At 62.8% G+C, this 15,516-nt stretch carries 12 protein-coding genes; 3 read left to right on the top strand and 9 right to left on the bottom strand.

Translation table 11 applies throughout. The features are described from left to right. Positions 1-50 precede the first annotated feature (50 nt). From FFR93_RS18735 to FFR93_RS18715, 5 genes are all read right to left on the bottom strand, one after another. Complete coding sequence (locus tag FFR93_RS18735; RefSeq protein WP_138394315.1) at positions 51-3,602, bottom strand: DUF5801 repeats-in-toxin domain-containing protein; 3,552 nt, start codon at positions 3,600-3,602, stop codon at positions 51-53. 592 nt (positions 3,603-4,194) lie between these two features. Next, entirely contained in the window at positions 4,195-4,623 is a 429-nt protein-coding gene (locus tag FFR93_RS18730) for a GFA family protein (protein ID WP_138394314.1), read from the bottom strand. 10 nt (positions 4,624-4,633) lie between these two features. After that, positions 4,634-6,166: a carboxypeptidase gene (locus FFR93_RS18725; protein WP_138394313.1), complete on the bottom strand. Its 1,533-nt coding sequence runs from the start codon at positions 6,164-6,166 to the stop codon at positions 4,634-4,636. A 94-nt stretch (positions 6,167-6,260) separates the two neighbouring features. Then, positions 6,261-7,550, bottom strand: coding sequence for an MFS transporter (locus tag FFR93_RS18720; RefSeq protein ID WP_138394312.1), 1,290 nt, complete (start codon positions 7,548-7,550; stop codon positions 6,261-6,263). After that, positions 7,547-8,224: a FadR/GntR family transcriptional regulator gene (locus FFR93_RS18715; RefSeq protein ID WP_064707731.1), complete on the bottom strand. Its 678-nt coding sequence runs from the start codon at positions 8,222-8,224 to the stop codon at positions 7,547-7,549. Before FFR93_RS18715 ends, FFR93_RS18720 begins: the two co-directional genes overlap by 4 nt. A 502-nt stretch (positions 8,225-8,726) precedes the next feature. Here FFR93_RS18715 and FFR93_RS18710 point away from each other — a divergent pair. Continuing rightward, the gene (locus tag FFR93_RS18710) at positions 8,727-9,539 is read left to right on the top strand and encodes a class II glutamine amidotransferase (RefSeq protein ID WP_138394311.1); all 813 of its coding nucleotides are present in this window, start codon (positions 8,727-8,729) and stop codon (positions 9,537-9,539) included. Here the strand turns inward: FFR93_RS18710 and coaBC are convergent. Then, a complete protein-coding gene (gene coaBC, locus FFR93_RS18705) occupies positions 9,526-10,740 on the bottom strand; it encodes a bifunctional phosphopantothenoylcysteine decarboxylase/phosphopantothenate--cysteine ligase CoaBC (RefSeq protein WP_138394310.1) in 1,215 nt (404 codons plus the stop codon). The two genes, FFR93_RS18710 and coaBC, sit on opposite strands and share 14 nt — an antisense overlap. Positions 10,741-10,837: 97 nt before the next feature. Beyond that, positions 10,838-11,719 (bottom strand): LysR family transcriptional regulator, encoded by an 882-nt coding sequence (locus tag FFR93_RS18700; protein WP_138394309.1) that lies wholly within the window; start codon positions 11,717-11,719, stop codon positions 10,838-10,840. A gap of 90 nt (positions 11,720-11,809) precedes the next feature. Between FFR93_RS18700 and FFR93_RS18695 the strand changes: the two genes are divergently transcribed. Both FFR93_RS18695 and FFR93_RS18690 read left to right on the top strand, forming a co-directional pair. Beyond that, positions 11,810-13,060 (top strand): MFS transporter, encoded by a 1,251-nt coding sequence (locus tag FFR93_RS18695; RefSeq protein WP_138394308.1) that lies wholly within the window; start codon positions 11,810-11,812, stop codon positions 13,058-13,060. After that, entirely contained in the window at positions 13,057-13,443 is a 387-nt protein-coding gene (locus FFR93_RS18690; RefSeq protein ID WP_138394307.1) for a VOC family protein, read from the top strand. The genes FFR93_RS18695 and FFR93_RS18690 overlap by 4 nt, the downstream gene beginning before the upstream one ends. Positions 13,444-13,457: 14 nt before the next feature. Here FFR93_RS18690 and FFR93_RS18685 read toward each other — a convergent pair whose 3' ends face one another. Continuing rightward, a complete protein-coding gene (locus FFR93_RS18685) occupies positions 13,458-15,119 on the bottom strand; it encodes a urocanate hydratase (RefSeq protein WP_138394306.1) in 1,662 nt (553 codons plus the stop codon). A 65-nt stretch (positions 15,120-15,184) separates the two neighbouring features. Continuing rightward, the gene (locus FFR93_RS18680; protein WP_138394305.1) at positions 15,185-15,514 is read right to left on the bottom strand and encodes a TfoX/Sxy family protein; all 330 of its coding nucleotides are present in this window, start codon (positions 15,512-15,514) and stop codon (positions 15,185-15,187) included. Between the last annotated feature and the right edge of the window lie 2 nt (positions 15,515-15,516).

Below are 15,516 nucleotides of genomic sequence, written 5' to 3'. Positions count from 1 at the left end.
AGCATGCAAAGGCAGTGAGGGGGCAGCTTGCTGCCCCCTTTGGTCGGATGTCAGGCGACGTCGACAAGGATGTGCTGGATCTCTGTCTGATCGCCATCGGCGTCCGCCACCTTGAAGGCGAAGTCGAGGTTGGCGTTCGGTGTCTCGGTCACGGTCGAGGTGAATCCGATATCGGTGATCTTCAGCACGTCGTTATCTGTGGCGTCGAAGTTCACCAGATTGCCGGTCGCATTGCTGCCGCCATTGGCGCCGGTCGCCCTGATCAGATCGATCGCGGCGTTGTTGCCGGTGATCCCGTTGCCCGACTGCATGATCTGGGCGCCCTGCAGCACATAGTCTTCGCCGGCCGCGTTGTAGTCGTTCTGCTCGATGATCACGAGGCCGTCATTGTTGTCGAGCGTGAACTCGCTGCTGTAAGGGGCAGGGACCTGACCCGCCTTGAAGATGTCGGAGTTCGATATGTAGACGGCCCGGGTGATCGTCGCATTGTCGTCCCCGTTGCCGGCGATATTGTCGGCGCCGTTCTTGTCGATCAGGTCGAGGATTACCATCAGATCCTCGCTATTGCCGATGCCGTCGAACTTGATGGCCATCGAGCCGGCGGTCGCCGTCGGGGTGAGGGCCTCGTTGATGATGCCGACATTGCTGTTGAAGAACCGCAAGGTGAGCAGTTCGTCTTTCTGGATCGTGTCGCCGGCAACACCGTTGGTGCTCTGCGTCGCCGACACCCAGGTTTCATTGGCATTGCTGACCATCTCGTGGCCGCCGACCGTGAAGGTGGAATCGCCGGATGATCCCTCGCCATTGCCGGTCAAGCTGAACGGGTTAGATTTGTTGATCAGATTGCCGGTGAACTGCACGTAGAAGTCTTCGTCATCCGGCGTATTCGGATCATCCGCCTGCAACCGTTCCACCACGATCGGCGGATGGCCGGTATTGCCTGTGGGCTCCTTCGACAAGAGTTCGCTGGTGTGCAGCACGTCGAAGCTGAAGCCTTCGAGCGGGTCCGTCAGTTGGATGGTGTAGGTGTCGGCGGCCTTGTCGAAGACGAGAGTGCCGCCCGCTGTGCCGACCTGGTTGCCGGCCGCCGGATCCTTGTCATAGGTGAAGGTGAAGTTGAACGTCGCGGAGGTGAGGCTCTCCGAGGCGAGCGTCACATTCGAACTGAGAAGACTGCCGCCGCCGCCGCCGGTGATGGTGCCTGTCAGTCCGATCTGGACGCCGGCCGTCCCGCCATCCTGGTCGACGAAGTCGGAGCCGGTGGCATAGAACGCGGCCGGGTGAATATCCGCGCCGATATTGTAGCCGAAGTTGCCGCTGGCCGATGCGTTGAGCACGTTGGCCAGAGTCTCGTGCTGGATGCCCGCGGTAACGGGGTCGCCGTCGAACGGCACTGTGATTGTCGGTCCATCATCCTCGAAGTTGAGGTTCTGGCCGATGTTGCGGGTGGCCGAGGCGGGATCGCCGTCACCATCTGTGATGGTTGCGGTCAGGGTGACGAGGTCGGCGGCCGCCAGTGTCCGACTGTCGTCCGGGTTGGTGGCATCGGCATGGATGATGGCCCGTGCCTGATCGAGGGTGACGACCCCGGCAGCGCTGACGCTGACGGTGAACACGACAGGCCCGCCTATTCCGGCTCGCCCGACCACATTGCCGCTTTCGAGGAAGAGCAGCACGGATTGGCCGGTTTCGGTGTCGGTAAGGCCGCTGACATTGGTGACCTGGCTGATGCCGAGTGCATAGGTGGCGGTGGCGGCGCCGTCGGCGCCGGCATTCGAGGTGAAGGCGGTGGCAAAGTTGCCGGTGCCGTTGGTCGTCAGGACGGTCTCGTCGACTGTCACCTGCGGTGCAGTGCCGCTTGCCGTGATGCTAGGCCCGTCATCTTTGAAGTTGAGGTTCTGGCCGATATTGTGGGTGGCCGGGGCGGGATCGCCGTCACCGTCGGTGATGGTAGCGGTCAGGGTGACGAGGTTGGCGGCCGCCAGGGTTCGGCTGTCATCCGGATTAGTGGCGTCGGCATGGACGATGGCCCGCTGCTGGTCGAGGGTGACGACGCCGGCGGCGCTGACGCTGACGGTGAAGACGACTGGCCCTCCAGCTCCGGCTCGCCCGACCACACTGCCGCTTTCGAGGAACAGCAGCACGGACTGGCCGGTTGCGGTGTCGGTGAGGCCGCTGACATTGGTGACCTGGTTGATGCCGAGCGCATAAATAATGGGGGTGGCGCCGCCGCCATCGGCCCCGGCATTCGAGGTGAAGAAGGCCGAGAAGTCGGCACTGGCGTTGGTCGTCAGCACGGTCTCGTCGACTGTCAGTTGCGGCGGGGTGCCGGTTGCCGTGATGCTGGGCCCGTCATCGTCGAAGTTGATGAAGGATCCGACTTCTTCATTGTAGGCGTTGCCCACAGCACCGCTGAAGTGCACCTCCTTCACATCGAAAAAGTCTTTCTCGGTGTCGATATTCTTGATGGTAAATCGGTCGAAGGTTCCGCCAGCTCCGCCCGCGGTCGTGAAATCGACCGTCACGCCCTCTCCGACATTCTCGAGGATCAGTCCGGTGCCGGCGAGGTTCACCGTGATACCGAGCTCAGCGGCTGTTTTTGTGACGCCGTTCAGCTTGAATGTCACGCCGGTGATGTTGATCTCGGTATCGTTATCGTCTGTGGGGAAGGCCGCGCCTTCGACATTGTCGTCATTGTTATAAGCGTGGATCTCGATGTCGGCGACGGTGCCGGTTGGAGTCGACTGCGAGACCGAGAAGCCGGCGCTGAAGACGTTCTCGATGTGAGAGCCGTAGTCGGGCGCGGTTGGCGTGTTGGTGAAATCCTTGCCAGCGCTCTGGGTACCGCCGGTGATGAGGTCGATCTGGAGCTCGCGGCCGAACCGAACGTCTTGCGACGCGACGCCGAGGCCCTGCGTGCTGACATTGACTTCCGCCTGCACGCCATTGTCGTGAGCGGTGACGAGGATCTTCTGCGGGCTGGCTGCGTCGGCGTCGAGAATATACCAGTTATTATGCCCGGATGGGGCATCTCCAAGCTGGCTGAAATTGACCACCGAAGTTGCCGTGACCGAGGCATACACCTTATTCGTCAGATCGATGCGGTCGTCGGGATTGGTCGCATCGGTATGGAATAGCGGCACGTATTGGACGGTGTAGAGGTCGGCATTGGTGGCGCTGGTGCTGATCAGCGCCAGCGAAAAGGCGAGCGGCCCGCCCGCGGCCGGCGCGGTGAGCGGGTCGGACGTGCCGATGATGCCGATCACGACGTTTGCATTGTTCGGATCCTGGAATAGCCAGACATAATTGCCATCGACGGTGCGAATGTTGCTGTTGACGCCGACCGTGGTGGAGTACGGGGTGCCGGATGCGTTCTGGGTGAGAACGACCGCGCTGATGGTTTCCCCGGCGCTCGCCGAGGCCACGACGAAATTGCTCTGGTAAGCCACCTCCGGGGAGGTCAGCCCGCCGGTAGCGTCGAGACCCAGCAGGTATTGCACCGTCGCATTGTTGTGCGGCGCAATCGCCGGGTTGACGTCGTCGTCCTGCAAATTGGCGGTTTCGTCAATGATGAGATCTTGAGTTGTGATGTCGAGTGCCATGGAGCTTCTCCCTCGGCTAGCTCGCAGAGGGTCACAGAGCCCGGATGCCGAACTGCATCCCCGGACCCACCCTCTTGCGTATTGAACCTAGAGCTCTCGATCGACTGCGATGGTTGTCGATTGAGAGAACTAGCTCATTCACAGTTGGAGGGTATTAAGACTAAAGTCCCTATACGCGTTACGACTAAAGCCCGCATCTAAGGCTGCCATGATAGCTTCTCTGAAGCTTACGCCCAAAAAAATGCAATACAAGGATGTAAAATTCAGGAGAAATCCGCTGAGTACTGCGGCAACCTTCCGCGCCGTATGCGCGATCATCCCCTCATCTTACATATACTATAGATTGATCGTAGATGCACTTAGCCAGTTCGAGCTAAGATCAGAGCAATATTGACGGGTCCTCTTTTTGGGTGTTCGCGCAACACTGGAATTGAGGCCGTCCAGTTCTGGGATGCCAGTGGATTTCATTGCCGGCGCTCGACGGGAGTGGTCTTTGGCTTGCGCTCTCGCCACGGGCAGCCCATCACGTGGCGGTCCGGCAACGCAACGTGCTGACCAAGAGACTGATGACCGAACGCGGCCTAACCCCTCCTTAGTCAGGTCCTAAGGTCTTGGCTCCGTTAGCCTCGCCATCGAAACGCGGCAGCGGCTCGATGTTCTCCACCCACGGCAGAGCCGACTGGCACCATATCTGTTTCTTTGGCGTCAGGTCCCGCCGCTGGTCGATGCTGCCGACACGGATGCCGATCGAGCCCCCTTCGCCATCCGTGCGATAGAGCGGTGATCCGCAATTCGGACAGAAGAATTGCCGGCTGAGGGCGCCGCTGTCGCCATGTTTCGCGTAGCTGCGCGGTTCACCCGAAATAAGCGTGAAACTTTCCGCCAGCGCCGGCGCGGTGACGCGGTAGGCCGAGCCCGTCAAGCGCTGGCAATCGGTGCAATGGCAGATCGAGACCCGCTGCGGGTCGATCTCCGCCTGATAGCGGATTGCCCCGCAATGGCATCCTCCCGTTATATGCATGGGCAACTCCTCAGTCCGCCGGCTGTGCGGCCGGGCGTGCGGCGTAGAAAACCTTGGCATCCGCCGTGAAGGCGGCCCGTTGATCGGCTTTCGTATAGAACATGTGGCCGCCATGATAGAGCTTCAGCCCGACGCGGCCATTGGCGAGCGACGGCGGCAGGTGGTCGACCACATAGCGGCTGACGCTGTAAGGCGTGACCATATCGCTGTAGCCATGCGCGATCAGAAGATGGAAGGCCGTGTTCGAGGCGAGCAGCTGCCTGACGTCGTCGGTAGCGCTAGCCTGGAAGCGTGATCCCCCGCCGCGACCGCCACCCCATTCCCAGCGCCGGCTGATATCGCCGTCAAGAAGCGTATAGGTCATTTCGGTTTTGAAGCCGAGCTCGTTGCGGGCATAGTTGGCGAAGGCGCCGCCATAGGCCCGGGTGAAGCCGTCGAGGATGGCGTCGTCGCCACGGTCGTAATCCGATTCCGGATAGGGATCGGGCGCTGCGAAGGAGGCGTCGTAGGAACTCATCACCTCGCTGCTTGCTGCATCCGAATGCTTGACGAAGGAATTGCCGAGGAAGCCGCGGTTGCGGGCGACGATATCCTGTGGAATGCCGGTCAACTGGGAGATCCTGCCATAGAAGGCCTCGGCATCGGTGCCTGTCGGCGGCGGGCCGGCCAGTCTCGTCAAATATTCCCCGAGCGCGAAGATCTCCGCCTCTTTCTGTGTCTGCTCGTCAAAGGCGTTGTCCCGGTCGAGTTTGGCCGCAGCCAGCGACGGAAGCTCCAGGGCTGCGCCGAGCGCGAACTGATCGGCATTGAACATCAGCTGACCTTCAAGCAAGGGGGAGAGCATCACTGCGCCGGCGACGACGATGCCCTGGCTTTCCTGCAGGGCGGAGGCGACCTTGGCGGCGCGGAAGCCGCCGTAGCTTTCGCCGAGCAGATATTTCGGCGAGTTGGAACGGTTGTTATGCGCGACATAGAGCGCAATCGCCTTGGCGATGCTCTGCGCATCCGAGTTGACGTTATGGTATTTGGAGGCGTCGTCCGCCTTCGCGGTCCGGCTCCAGCCCGTGCCGATCGGATCGATCAGCACGAGGTCGGTGAAGTCGAGCCAGCTTTGCGGATTGTCGACCAATTTCGCATGGGCGCCGTCGCGTGCCTGAGGCCCGAAATCCAAGACTTTGGGCCCGACCAGCCCGAGATGCAGAAAGGCGGAGGCCGCGCCCGGCCCGCCGTTGAAGGCAAAGGTCAGCGGCCGATCCGGCCCGCCACCGCTGGCGACATAGGCGGTGTAGAAGATCGCACCGGTTTGCGCTCCGTCCTGACCGAAGAGATCAAGAGTGCCGGCTGTCGCGGTATAGGCGATCTTCCGGCCGTCCACCGTCAGCTCGTGCTGGGTGACGGAGTCGTCCGGCAGCAGCTTCAGCACGCCGTCGCGGGCACTGCGCTCGACATCTGCCCGGCGTTCGCCGCCTTCCTGCGCTGCGGAAAGGCCAGGCCCCAGCGATGCCATCAACGCGGTGAGAAGAAACAGGGTCCGTATGCGCACGATTTGTCCTCCGGCGGATGCAGGCTGAGATAGCGTAGCATCCGCGGCCGGCGACCGGCATCAAGAGATGGTGATGCGCCAGTGAGGGGGCGGCTCAGGCTTTCTCGACCGCGTGCACATTCACCTCCAGCGCCCGGCCGGCCTTCCAGCCGTTGATCGCGGCCCCGAGCCCGAGCGCGGTGAATAGAACCGCACACCAGGAAAAGCTTCCGGTCCAGCCGCGGATGAGGCCGACGATCAGCGGACCGATTGCGGCGAGCAGGTAACCGACGCATTGCGCCATGCCGGAGAGATGGGCGGCTACATCGGGATCGCGCGAGCGCAGCACGATCGTCGTCATTGCCGCCGCGATCAGTCCGCCCTGGCCTATGCCTTGCAGCACCGCCCACAGCCACACCGTTGACAGCGGTGCAAAAAGCAATCCGAGCAAGGCGGTAACGGCAACGCCGCAGAGGCCGGCATTGACCAACCGCTGATCCCGGCCACGAACTGCGATATGCGGCACGACGAGACAGGATGCCGCCTGCACCATCACTGATAGCGAAACGATTCCCCCGGCGGTCACGCCGTCGAGACCGCGTTCGCGTAAAATGGGAACCAGCCACCCGAAGACGCAATAGGCAAGCGCCGATTGCAGCCCCATGAACAGCGTGACCTGCCAGGCGAGCCGGTCTCGCCAGAGGCCTTGGACCCGAAAGCCGTTTCGCCGTGCTCCAGCACCGCTGCGAAGGACCTGCGGCAGCCAGATGAGGCCGACGGCGAGCGGTGGCAGCGCCCAGGCGGCGAGCGCGCCTTCGAGAGAGCCGCCGAGAGCATGTTCGATCGGCAAGGTCAGCCCGGCCGCACTGGCAGCACCTGCGCAGAGCGCCATCGTATAAAAGCCGGTCATCAGCGCCGCGCGCTTGGGAAAGTCCCGTTTCACCAGCCCCGGCAGCAGCACGTTGCCGACGGCGATGCACGCGCCGGCAAGCGCCGTGCCGATAAACAGCAGCGCCACCGAGGAAAGCCCGCGCAAGGCGGTGCCGAGCGCAAGCAGCAGGAGAACGCAGAGAAGTGTGCGTTCGGTTCCGATGCGCTGGGCAAGACGGGGTGCAAGCGGCGAGAAGGCGCCGAGGCAGACGACCGGAAGCGTCGTCAGCAGGCTGGCGCCGAGCGCGCTCAGCCCGAGTTCGGCGCGGATCTCCGGCAGCAGCGCCGAGGCGCTCGGAAAGACCGGGCGCAGATTGAAAGCGATCAGCACGAGGCTCGCGCCGAGCAGCAAACTGGCCGCACCATTCCGCACCGGCGTTGCCTGCGGGGCGGGAAGGCCGCCAGCCTCGGCATCGATCAGCAAATCGTCTGTCACGTCAAGCGTGATGGCGGCATTGTTGGAAAGCGTATTCATGACAGGATCATCCGGTCGAGCGCGGCAAGAACGGGCGCCATGAAGCGGCGCACCGCCGCATCCGCCTGGTCGGGATCTCCGGTGTCGATCGCATCGACGATATCGACATGCGCCTGCATGTCTGGTTCGGGAATATCCTTGCCGAGCGTCGCCGCAATCGTATCGGCGATCGAGGCCGAGAAGAAATCGTAGATCTCGATCATCGCCCTATTGCCGGACGCAGCAATAACCGCCTTGTGGAAGGCGAGGTCCCGTTCGATGAAGGCGGTTTCATCGACGCCTGCGTAACTGCCGCGTTCGTTCAGCAGCCGGCGGAGCTCGGCAACAGCCCCCGGCGTCTTTCGCATTGCCGTCAGCCTGGCAGCTTCGACATCGAGCGCGCATCGCGCTTCGAACTGATCGCGCAGGCTGGCGCGCCGCGCCATCGTCAGCGGCCGGCCGGCATCGCTGGTCGAACGCACATAGGTGCCCGATCCCTGCCGGGTTTCGAGATAACCCTGGGCGACGAGGACCCGCACTGCTTCGCGCACCGTGCCGCGGCTGACGGAAAGCATGGCCGACAGTGAGGCCTCATTCGGCAACTTGTCGCCGACCGCCCAGCGTTTGCCGAGTATATCGCTGCGGATCGCCTCGATGGCCCCGTCGGCGAGGTTGGTTTTGCTGAGCGGCTGCATCTTCTACTCATAAAGTCATCTGATGACTTTATGAGTAGAAGAATTTAAATCGACCGTCAACGTCGGAGATCAGGCAATAAAAAGGGCCGCCTTGGCGACCCTTTCCATGAGTTTGGCCTCGAACTGGCCTGGACTGTCAAAGCAGCCCCAGGAAGGCGGGTCTTAGAGCGAGGGCTGCCTCGCTTTCATCACCACTTCCATGCCCAATACGAGGTCCGAAATCTCACTAGACATTGGATCACCTTCCTTTCGTTCTGTTGCTGATAGACCAAAGGTAGGACGATTCGTCCGAGATGCAAGCAGAAATGCCCTTGATGTGAGGGTTCGATGAGTGCGAGGCATTCACAAATGAACACAGGCTTTAGCCTAATTTGAAGCCGGGATCCGTCACCAAACCGTCATGATCTGCTTGCAAATCGGCGGCGCGTTAAGCTGTTATTAGCCGTGGCGTTCGACAATTTAGAGCATGCCCGCCAATGCCGCGGGTTCCGGAGCAAAGAGCATGTGTCGCTGGGCAGCCTATCGCGGAGATCCTCTGTACCTCGAGGAACTGGTATCTTCGCCCGCCCATTCGTTGATCGAGCAGTCCCATTGCGCCACCCGCGCCAAGACGGCGACCAATGGCGACGGCTTCGGCATCGCCTGGTATGGCGACAGGCCCGAACCCGGCCGCTACCGCGACATCCTGCCGGCATGGTCCGATTGCAATCTGAAGAGCCTGGCGCGGCAGATTCGCTCGCCGCTCTTCCTCGCCCATGTCCGCGCCGCTACAGGCGGCGGTACGCGCCGCGACAATTGCCACCCCTTCACGCATGGCACTTGGTCGTTCATGCACAATGGCCAGATATCCGGCTTCGAGCGCTTGCGCCGGCCGATGGAGGCGATGCTTGACGACGAACTGTTCAATGCCCGCAGCGGCACCACCGATTCCGAGCTGATGTTTCTGCTGGCGCTGCAGTTCGGCCTGCGCGAGGAGCCGATCGCTGCGATGGCTGAGATGGTCGGCTTCGTCGAAGACCTGGCCGAAAACACCATCGGCTCGATCCTGCTGCGCTTTACCGCTGCCTTCTCCGACGGCAAGTCGCTCTATGCGATCCGCTATGCTACGGATCGCAAGGCGCCGACGCTCTATGCTTCTCCTCTCGGAGCCGGCCATTGCCTCGTCTCCGAGCCGTTGAACGACGACGTCGATGCCTGGGCGGAAATTCCGGATGGCAGCGCCGTGATCGTCGGCAAGGCCGGCATCGAGGTTACCGATTTCCGGTCGGAGAAACGCAACACGGCAAAGCCGCAGCGCGTCGCTATATCAGCCTGAGCCGCTCGGCGATCAGCGCTGCCAGCCGTTCTGCAACCTCTTCCTTTGCCAAATCCGGCCACTGCTCGACGCCGTCGTGGCGGACCAGTTTCACGCTGTTACGGCTGCCGCCCATGATGCCGGTCGCAGGAGAGACGTCATTGGCGACGATCATATCGGCGCCCTTCCTCTCGAGCTTTGCCTTGGCATTGCTCTCGACGTCCTGGGTCTCGGCGGCAAATCCGATGACCAGCTTCGGCCGCATCGTGTGATGACCGACAGTCTTCAGGATGTCGGGGTTCTCGGTCAGCGCCAGTGTCGGAATGGATTCGCCCGGATGTTTTTTCAGCTTCTGATCGGCGGCCGAGGCCACGCGCCAGTCCGCCACCGCCGCCACCATCACGGCGACGTCGGCCGGCAGCGCCGCAAGCACGGCGTCGCGCATCTCCTCCGCCCGCTCTACATGCACGACGTTGACACCGATCGGATCGGGGATCGTTACCGGCCCCGATACGAGCGTCACATCGGCCCCCAGCTTGGCCAGTGCTGCGGCGATCGCATGTCCCTGCCGGCCGGAGGAGCGATTGGCGATATAGCGGACCGGATCGATCGGCTCGTGCGTCGGTCCCGACGTGACGATCGCCTTTCGCCCGGCAAGCGGCTTGCGCCGGCCGCCCTCGAACACAGCTTCCGCAGCAGCCACGATCTCCAGCGGTTCCGCCATCCGGCCGAGCCCGGCTTCCCCGCCTTCGGCCATTTCACCTGCCGTCGGCCCGATGAAATGGACGCCGTCCGCCCTGAGCGTCGCCGCGTTGCGTCGTGTCGCCGGATGCGCCCACATCCTGGGGTTCATCGCCGGGGCGGCCAGCACCGGCTTGTCCGTCGCCAGCAGCACCGTCGAGGCGAGATCGTCGGCAAACCCGTTAGCCATCTTCGCCATCAGGTCGGCGCTGGCTGGGGCAATCAGCACGAGATCGCAGTCGCGCGCCAGCCTGATATGGCCGACATCCTGTTCGTCCTGCCGCGAAAAAAGATCGACAAAGACATGGTCCGCTGCCAGCGCGCCGACCGCAAGTGGCGTCACGAATTCCTGCGCACCCTTCGTCATGACCGGGCGCACGCTCGCCCCGCGCTCCCGCAGCCGGCGGATCAGATCCAGGCTCTTATAGGCAGCGATGCCGCCCGAGATGATGAGGAGGATGCGTTTGCCGCTGAGAGCCATGGCTTTCTACCCGTCGCTTTTCTGATCGTTCTCGACCCTAAGCCTTTGGCAGAAAACATGCAATCGAGTACGGACGTTCCTGTTCGGACCTGCGAAGTCATTCATGAAAGAGCAGGCTCATCAGGTTCTCGGTGACCGGCGAGCGATGCGTCTTCAGCATTGCCAGCGCCAGGCGCGCGACGGCCGGCGGTCCGTCGATCGGGGTATAAACAACTCCTTCGAGCCTGATCTGGGAAATGGAGGCCGGCACGATCGACACGCCGAGATCGGCCGCCACCAGATTGACCACGGATGAAATCTGCGGCGCCTCCTGCGCCACGGTCAGCTCGAAACCCGCTTTGCGGCAGGCAAGCACCACGTCGTCGTAAAGGCTCAAGCCAACGAGGCGGGGAAAGAGGATGAAGGGTTCGTTCGCCAGCGCGGCAAGCGGCAGGCTCGAATGCCGGGCCAGCGGGTGGCTGGCGGGCAGGGCGATCACCATCGGCTCATCAGCCAGCCGCCGCAGCCTGATGCCGGCGGGATCGTCGAGGCCGGGGCGCATGAAGGTGGCGTCCAACTCGCCGCGTTCCAGCTTTTGCATCAGCGCCAGCGTATTCATCTCGGTCAGCGCCAGCCGCACCTCCGGCCAGCGCGCCCGGAAGCTGCGGATCGTCGTGCTGACGATGGGATTGAAGGCCGAGGAGGCGGTGAAGCCGAGCGACAGGCGCCCGGTCTCGCCGCGATTGGCCCTTTGGGCGGCAAGCTTCGCCTTCTCCGCTGCCGCCACGGCGGCCTTCGCCTCGCCGAGGAATGCCGTACCTGCCGCCGTCAACTCGGCGCCGTGCGGCACACGGTGAAACAGCGCAGCACCTACTTCCGTCTCGAGGTCACGGATCTGCTGGCTGAGCGGCGGCTGCCCGATGCCGAGCTTGCCGGCGGCGCGGGTGAAATTGCCTTCCTCCGCCACCGCCAGGAAATATCTAAGGTGCCGCAACTCCATCACCATCTCCAAAACCTATCGAAATCGCCACTTCCATATATTGGACAAATGCAGGAGGGTTGACTAGATCGGATGCGGAAGGATGACGATATGCCGATGTCAGCGCATGCAGTGAAGACCTCCGAGACGGCCGCAGTCCCAAGGCAAAAGCTCTACCTCACGCGCGGCACCGGCGCCTATCGCCGCGCCAGCCTTGCGCTTTTCCTCTCCGGCTTTTCCACCTTCTCGCTGCTCTATTGCGTCCAGCCGCTGCTGCCGGTCTTCTCGCGGGAGTTTTCCGTCAGTCCAGCCGAAAGCTCGCTGTCTCTGTCGCTCTCCACGGGTTTCCTGGCGGTTGCCATCGTCTGCGCCGCCGCCGTCTCGGAAGGCCTTGGCCGCCGCACCCTGATGTCGATATCGCTGGTCGGTGCGGCTGTACTGACAATCGCCACGGCTTTTGCTCCGAACTGGCACCTGCTGCTCGTGATCCGCGCCCTGCAGGGCCTCGTTCTCGGCGGCGTGCCTGCTGTCGCCATGGCCTATCTTGCCGAGGAGGTCGATCCGCGCGGCCTCGGCGCCACCATGGGCCTCTATGTCGGTGGCACGGCCTTCGGCGGCATGTCCGGACGCGTGCTCACCGGCATCTTCGCCGAATATTTCAGCTGGCGGCCGGCGCTCTTCCTCATCGGCGCCATCGGCCTTGCGGCCGCCATCGGCTTCATCGGCCTGCTGCCGCCGTCAAGGAATTTCCTCCGCCGGCCCGGCCTCGACCCGCGTTTTCACGCGAGGGCCTGGCTCGGCCATCTTCGAAATCCGGCGCTGCCCTTCATTTTCGCCATCGCCTTCCTTGCGATGGGCTCCTTCGTGACGATCTACAATTATGCCGGTTTCCGCCTCGTGGCTCCTCCCTACGGCCTGAACCAGACGGAACTCGGCCTGATCTTCACCGTCTATCTCTTCGGTATCGGCGCCGCCTCGATCGGCGGCTTGCTGGGCGACCGGATTGGACACTTTCCAGTGCTGCTCTTTGGCCTCGCACTGACGGCTGCCGGCAGCGCAGTGACGCTCTTTGCCTCGCTGCCATCGATCATCCTGGGTATCACCGTGCTGACCACAGGCTTCTTCATGAGCCATTCCATCGCGAGCGGCCTCGTCGGCAAGCTTGCCCTTGGCAATAAGGGACATGCCTCATCCATCTACATGCTGGCCTATTACGTCGGCTCCAGCCTCATCGGTTCGGCCGGCGGCTGGTTCTTCGCAGTGGAGGGCTGGACCGCCGTTGTCTTCTTCACGCTTGCCATGCTGGCGCTGGCCTTTATGTCAGCTTGTGTCGCCCAGCACTTTGCGAGGAGAAAAGCATGATCCGCATCGACCATCTCGACCACCTCGTGCTGACCGTCGCCGATATTGCTGCCACCTGCGATTTTTATGCCCGTATCCTCGGCATGTCGGTCGAAACCTTCGCGGAAGGCCGCAAGGCGCTGAAATTCGGCCGCCAGAAGATCAACCTGCATCAGGCCGGCCATGAGTTCGAACCCAAGGCGAAACATCCCGTCCCTGGCTCCGGCGATCTCTGCTTCATCACCGAAACGCCGCTTGCCGATGTCATCTCCCACCTGCAGGCCTCAGGCGTTGCGGTTGAAGAAGGTCCGGTCGAGCGCACCGGCGCGACAGGACGCTTGCGCTCGGTCTATTTCAGGGACCCCGACGGCAATCTTATCGAGGTCTCTCACTCGATTGTCTGACGTAACGCCTCACATCAACCAAGGCGGATATACGGAACGTCCTTCTTCGCCACTTCGTCCAGCGCCTCCTCGTACCCGGCATCGGCATAACGCATGACGCCGAGGGCTGTGTCGTTGGTCAGCGCATGGTCGAGTCGTTCATCGGCGGCTTCGGTGCCGTCGGCGACGACGGTGACGCCGCAACTCGTCATATAGCCGGCATATCCGCCGCCGCCGGAATGGACGACGACGAGATCGGCCATCGACGAGCAGAGCATCATCGCATCGATCAGCGGCCAGTCGGCGATCGCGTCGGAGCCGTCCTTCATCCGCTCGGTCATGATATTGGGATGCGCCATGGCGCCGGCATCGAGATGGTCGCGGGAGAAGGCGACGGGGCCTTTCAGCTCGCCGCTCGCCACCAGCGCATTGACGCGGAGGGCAAGTGCGGTGCGTTCGCCGTGGCCGAGCCAGGCGATGCGCGCCGGAAGCCCCTCGAAGGGCACGTGCTCGCGTGCCAGCCGGATCCAGTTGGTGATGATCTTGTTGTCGGGAAACATCTCGAGCAGCAGATCATCGATGCGGGCGATATCGCTCTCTTCGCCCGAGAGCGCCATCCAGCGAAACGGCCCGATTGCCCGGGCAAACAGCGGCCGCAGATAGGCTTCGGTGAAGATCGGAATATCGAAGGCGTTGGCGACGCCGCCCTCGCGGGCCTGCGTGCGGATCAGGTTGCCGTTGTCGAAGACTTCGGAACCCTTTTTCTGGAATTCCAGCATCGCGCTCACATGCTCGACGATCGACGCGCGGCTTGCCGCCATCAATTGCCCTTGGCCGTCATCACGCAAACCCTTGACCTGGTCGAGGCTCATACCCTTCGGCACATAGCCATAGACAAGATCATGCGCCGAGGTCTGATCGGTGACGATGTCGGGCACAATGCCGCGGCGCGCGATCTCCGGATAGACCTCCGCCGCATTGCCGACGAGCCCGACGGACAGCGCCTGTTTGTCCTTCACCGCCGCATCGATCATTTCAAGGGCAGTATCGAGGTCGGGGGCGATCTCCTGGAGATAGCCGATCTGCTGGCGTTTGCGCGCCCGCTCGGGATCGATGTCGACGCAGAGGATCGCAGCACCCGCCATGCGGCCGGCGAGAGGCTGCGCCCCTCCCATGCCGCCGAGACCGGCGGTCAGCACGAACCGGCCATGGAGATCGCCGCCGAAGCGCCGTTCGGCGATGCGCATGAAAATCTCGTAAGTGCCCTGGATGACGCCCTGGCTGCCGATATATTGCCAGGCGCCGGCCGTCAGCCCGCCCCAGCAGATGAGCCCCTTGCGCTGCAGCTCGTAGAACACTTCGGCCTTTGCCCATTGGCCGACGATGTTGCAGTTCGCCATGATGACGAGCGGCGCCTTGGCATGGGTGTGCACCAGCCCGATCGGCTTGCCGGACTGGATGAGCAACGTCTGATCCTCGTCCATTTCGGTCAGTGCCTTGACGATGCCCTTATGCGCCGACCAGTTGCGAGCGGCCTTGCCGAGCGCGGCATAGACGACGAGATTGTCGGGATCCTCGCCGACGGCGAGCACGTTTTCCAGGAGCCGCAGCAGCGCCTCCTGCCGCCAGCCCTTGGCGCGCAAGTCCGGCCCGCCGGGAATTGGAAATTTCGGATGGCGTGGATTGGCCTTCGGCATCGTGGTTTCCTCACTTTTGTTTTCTACTTTCCCTTCTCCCGTTGGGAGAAGGGGTAACTAGTTGGTCACTTGCCCGGCAGCGATTCCACATAGGTGAGCGCAGCATTGAGCAAACGCCGTCTCAGCGCATCGTCGCCGTAAACCTCGGCGCTGGCCCGCACCCAGCCATGCATCACCCGCTCGCCCATCAGCATCTGGATCACGCCCGGCAGCGCCAGCGCCCAGTCGTCATTGCCCTTGCCGAGCCGGATCAGCATGCCGTCGCTGCGCGCGCCGCAGAGAAGATTGCCGTTCAGCATGAAGGCCCGGCCACCGAACATGGATTTTTCGGCAAGGCCCGGCCGGTCACCGAGTTCCTCGCGCAGCAGTTCTTCAAGGCCTGCATCGCGCGCCATGG

The sequence above is a fragment of the Rhizobium sp. MHM7A genome (assembly GCF_005862215.1).
GTDB classification, from domain to species: domain Bacteria; phylum Pseudomonadota; class Alphaproteobacteria; order Rhizobiales; family Rhizobiaceae; genus Rhizobium; species Rhizobium bangladeshense.
Note: the sequence above shows the minus strand (reverse complement) of the source record. Positions and strands in the feature narration are given on the sequence as shown.

Coding starts and splice junctions, on each gene's coding strand:
- FFR93_RS18735 (WP_138394315.1), bottom strand. CDS start 3,602: ATGGCACTCGACATCACAACTCAAGATCTCATCATTGACGAAACCGCC.
- FFR93_RS18730 (WP_138394314.1), bottom strand. CDS start 4,623: ATGCATATAACGGGAGGATGCCATTGCGGGGCAATCCGCTATCAGGCG.
- FFR93_RS18720 (WP_138394312.1), bottom strand. CDS start 7,550: ATGAATACGCTTTCCAACAATGCCGCCATCACGCTTGACGTGACAGAC.
- FFR93_RS18715 (WP_064707731.1), bottom strand. CDS start 8,224: ATGCAGCCGCTCAGCAAAACCAACCTCGCCGACGGGGCCATCGAGGCG.
- FFR93_RS18710 (WP_138394311.1), top strand. CDS start 8,727: ATGTGTCGCTGGGCAGCCTATCGCGGAGATCCTCTGTACCTCGAGGAA.
- coaBC (WP_138394310.1), bottom strand. CDS start 10,740: ATGGCTCTCAGCGGCAAACGCATCCTCCTCATCATCTCGGGCGGCATC.
- FFR93_RS18700 (WP_138394309.1), bottom strand. CDS start 11,719: ATGGAGTTGCGGCACCTTAGATATTTCCTGGCGGTGGCGGAGGAAGGC.
- FFR93_RS18695 (WP_138394308.1), top strand. CDS start 11,810: ATGCCGATGTCAGCGCATGCAGTGAAGACCTCCGAGACGGCCGCAGTC.
- FFR93_RS18690 (WP_138394307.1), top strand. CDS start 13,057: ATGATCCGCATCGACCATCTCGACCACCTCGTGCTGACCGTCGCCGAT.
- FFR93_RS18685 (WP_138394306.1), bottom strand. CDS start 15,119: ATGCCGAAGGCCAATCCACGCCATCCGAAATTTCCAATTCCCGGCGGG.
- FFR93_RS18680 (WP_138394305.1), bottom strand. CDS start 15,514: ATGGCGCGCGATGCAGGCCTTGAAGAACTGCTGCGCGAGGAACTCGGT.